4 protein-coding genes are annotated in these 3840 nt (G+C 72.4%); 1 reads left to right on the plus strand and 3 read right to left on the minus strand.

Features of this window, described 5'->3' with window-relative positions:
• The first annotated feature begins 220 nt into the window (after positions 1-220).
• Entirely contained in the window at positions 221-898 is a 678-nt protein-coding gene (locus K6I34_RS33270) for a VC0807 family protein (RefSeq protein ID WP_229331771.1), read from the plus strand.
• Between the two features lie 75 nt (positions 899-973).
• On the opposite strand, the gene K6I34_RS33275 is transcribed toward K6I34_RS33270, so the two are convergent.
• From K6I34_RS33275 to pgsA, 3 genes are read right to left on the minus strand one after another with little or no spacing between them, the layout of a single operon-like run.
• Positions 974-2146 (minus strand): glycosyltransferase family 4 protein, encoded by a 1173-nt coding sequence (locus tag K6I34_RS33275; protein ID WP_229331772.1) that lies wholly within the window; start codon positions 2144-2146, stop codon positions 974-976.
• Positions 2143-3075 carry a phosphatidylinositol mannoside acyltransferase gene (locus K6I34_RS33280; RefSeq protein WP_229331773.1) on the minus strand — a complete coding sequence of 311 codons (933 nt, stop codon included), beginning with the start codon at positions 3073-3075 and terminating at the stop codon, positions 2143-2145. Before K6I34_RS33280 ends, K6I34_RS33275 begins: the two co-directional genes overlap by 4 nt.
• The gene (gene pgsA, locus K6I34_RS33285; protein WP_229331774.1) at positions 3072-3743 is read right to left on the minus strand and encodes a phosphatidylinositol phosphate synthase; all 672 of its coding nucleotides are present in this window, start codon (positions 3741-3743) and stop codon (positions 3072-3074) included. The genes K6I34_RS33280 and pgsA overlap by 4 nt, the downstream gene beginning before the upstream one ends.
• Positions 3744-3840: the final 97 nt, after the last annotated feature.

The raw sequence follows: 3840 nt of genomic DNA on the forward strand, positions 1-3840 counted from the left end.
AACCGGACCACCGGGCCGCACCACAGCGGGTCCAGGGGCGCAGCCCCTGGCGGGGTCCGGGGCGGAGCCCCGGGTGGGCGAGGCAACGCTGCCGGGCTCCACCCGTGGGTGGAGGCGCGGAGCGCAAAGGTCCACCCCGGCCTCGACCCTGGCTCCGATCCGTCTCCACCCGGGCAGCGCCTAGCGTTCTTCCAGAACGCCGCACCCGACGGAGGCACTCATGGACCGGCGCACACGACGAGCCCTCCTCGTCCCCCTGGCCATCAACGTGGCCCTGCCGCTCGGGGTGTACTACATATTGCGCGCGCAGGGCGCGGCCCAGTGGCAGGCCCTGCTGCTGAGCAGCGTGATCCCGGCCGCCCACGCCGCCGTCACCGCCTTCGTCCGCCGCCGCGTCGACTTCTTCGACCTGTTCATCGTGGTCCTGCTCACCGCCTCCGCGGGCGCCTCGCTGATCAGCGGAAACCCCCGGGTGCTGCTGCTGAAGGACGCCGCGCTCCCGGCGATGCTGGGGCTGTGGTTCCTGGGCACGCTGTTCATGTCGCGCCCGTCCACCTTCCAGTTCGGCGAGAAGCTGCGCACCGGGGCCGCCCTGGAGGAGGCCGAGCGGGCCTGGCGGGAGATGCCGGAGTACCGGAGCGCCCACCGCGGGCTCACCACCCTGTGGGTCTGCGCCGAATTGCTGGATGCCACGCTGAGCGTGATCGAGGCCCTGACCCTGCCGGTGGACGTGGTGCCGCTGATCGGGCGCTTCCAGTCCCTCGGCCTGATAGCCCTGGCCGTCGTGATCACGGTGCGCGGCAGCAGGCGCTTCCGTGCCCGGCACGGGATATCCCTCTTCGGCACGGGCGGCCCCGGCGAGCGGGAGCAGCTGGAGGAAGCCCCCAGCCGCGTCTGAGTCACGGCGCACGACCGGGGGCACGCCACGGCGCGGCCCGGGACTGGGCCCGGTCCCGGGACCGGGGCCGCGGCCTCAGTCCCTCGCCAGGCCGAAGCGGGAGAACAGGCCCGTGCGCTCGTCGGCGGCCACCGAGGCCGCGCCAGCCGTGACCGTCTCGTAGACGGCCAGGATGTCCGAGCCCACCCTCGACCAGTCGAAGCGGCGGACGTGGCTGCTGCCGCGCTCGCTCAGCCCCGCACGGTGCCCCGGATCGCCCAGCAGCCGTACGGCGGCCGCGGCCAGCGCGTCGGCGTCCTCATTGGCGAACAGCTCGCCCGCCGATCCCTGGTCGAGGACCTGGGCGAAGGCGTCCAGGTCGCTGGCGAGGACCGGCGCCCCGGCCGACAGTGCCTCGACGAGGATGATGCCGAAGGACTCCCCGCCGGTGTTGGGCGCCACGTAGATGTCGACGCTGCGCAGCAGCCGCGCCTTGTCCTCGTCGCTGACCATGCCGAGGAACTCGACGTTCGCCCGCATCTCCCGGGGCAGGGCCGCGACGGCCTCCTCCTCGTCACCGCGCCCGGCGACCAGCAGCCGGGTGCCGGGGCAGCGTTCGAGGATGCCCGGCAGGGCCCGCATCAGGACAGGCAGGCCCTTGCGGGGCTCGTCGATGCGGCCGATGAAGCCGATGGTGGGGGCGTCGGGGCGGCCCCGCCACTCCTCCTTCGGCTCGGCGCGGGCGAAGAAGTCCACGTCCACGCCGTTGGGGATGACCACGGCGTCCCCGCCGAGGTGCTCGACCAGGGTCCTGCGGGCGTATTCGCTGACCGCGATCCGCGCGCTGATCTTCTCCAGCGCGGGCTGCAGGATCGGATAGGCCGCGATCATCGCGCGGGAGCGCGGGTTGGAGGTGTGGAAGGTCGCCACGATCGGGCCCTGCGCGGCCCAGCAGGTGAGCAGTCCCAGCGAAGGGGAGGTGGGCTCGTGGATGTGGATGACGTCGAAGTCGCCCTCGTGCAGCCAGCGCCGCACGCGCGCGGCCGACAGGAAGCCGAAGTTCAGCCGTGCCACCGAGCCGTTGTACGGGACGGGCACGGCACGGCCCGCGGAGACGACGAAGGGCGGCAGCGGCGTCTCGTCGTCCGCCGGGGCCAGCACCGACACCTCGTGGCCCAGCCGGATGAGGTGCTCGGCCAGATCCCGGATGTGGAACTGGACGCCACCGGGGACATCCCATGAATACGGACAGACGATCCCGATCCTCAAGGCTTCTCCGTTCCGGAGCTCTTGTCGGTGGGCTCATCATCGCGCCGGGCGAGGTCGGCGAGCCACAGCCGCTGAAGCATGTGCCAGTCCTGCGGATGGTCGGTGATGCCGGAGGCGAAGGCATCGGCGAGCCGCTGGGTGAGGACCGCCGCCTTCTCCGCCCGGGTGCCGTTCTCCGGCACCTCCAGCGGCGCGTGGACCCTTCCCTTCATCACCGGCGAGTCGTCGTACCAGAGGGTCACCGGCAGCAGCCGGGCCCCCGTCTGCACCGCGAGCATCGCCGGTCCCGCGGGCATCTTCGCGGCCTCGCCGAAGAACGTGACCTCTATCCCCGAGGCGGACATGTCCCGGTCGGCCACCAGACAGACCAAACCGCCGGAGCGCAGCCGCCGCGCGAGCGTCCCGAAGGCACTGCCGCCCGCGTGCGGCAGCACCTCCATGCCGAGCCCCTCGCGATAGGCCACGAACCGGTCGTAGAGCGTCTCGGGCTTGAGCCGCTCGGCGACCGTGGTGAACCCCACCCCGAACCGGGTGGTGACCCAGGCCCCCGCGAGGTCGTAGTTGCCCATGTGCGGCAGAGCGATCACCGTGCCCCGGCCGCTCGCCAGCGACTCCTCCAGATGGTGCAGCCCCTCGGGCGTGAAGCCGTCACGGATGCGCTCCGCACTCCACGTCGGCAGCCGGAAGGACTCCATCCAGTAGCGCATGTACGAGCGCATGCCCGCCCGCGAGACCGCGGCGAGCCGGGCCGCGTCCGCGTCGGGCAGCACCCGTGCGAGATTGGACTCCAGCCGCAGCACACCCTTGCCGCGCCGCCGCCAGGCGACATCGGCGATCCGCTGTCCGAGCCCGACGGCGACGGGCTCGGGAAGCTTCTTCACCGCGCTCCAGCCGAGCCCGTACAGGGCATCGGTCAGCTTCTCGTTCACGCCCGGCCGTCCCCCGGCCGCGCCGGCCCGGCGGCCACCGCGTCCGCCTCGGCCGCCTCACGCCGCACGGTCACCACGCGCTGGACGAGCGTGACCAGGCTGCCGACGGCCACGGCCCACAGGGCGACCGGCAGCAGGTACTGCACACCCGGCACACCGAACGCGTGCAGCCCGGCGACACCACAGGCCACCAGGGAGATCACCAGACGCTCGGCACGCTCGACCAGGCCGTTGACGTTCACCGGCAGACCGATGCTCTCGCCACGCGCCTTGGTGTACGACACCACCTGGCCGCTGGCCAGACAGAAGATCGTCACGGCGCAGAGCGTGAGGCTGTCCCCCCGCCCGGCGTACCAGAGGGCGAGCCCACCGAAGATCGCCGCGTCGGCCACCCGGTCCAGCGTGGAGTCCAGGAACGCCCCCCACCGGCTGGAGCGCCCCAGCTGCCGGGCCATGTTCCCGTCGACCAGATCGGAGAAGACGAACAGCGTGATGACGACCGTCCCCCAGAAGAACTCACCCCGGGGGTAGAAGGCCAGCGCACCCGCGATGACACCACCGGTGCCGACGAGGGTGACCGCGTCCGGGCTGACGCCCAGACGGATGAGCAGGGCGGCGAACGGCGTGAGAACACGCGTGAAGAACGCACGCGCGTACTTGTTCAGCATGGCCTTCCCGGAGGGTCGTGACGGGCCGCGTGGTCAGGAGGCCACCGGCTGGCCCATCGTAGCCAGGCGGCCAGGGCCCGCCGCGGACGCATCGCTC

It is taken from the genome of Streptomyces sp. UNOC14_S4, from assembly GCF_020740835.1.
GTDB lineage: Bacteria > Actinomycetota > Actinomycetes > Streptomycetales > Streptomycetaceae > Streptomyces.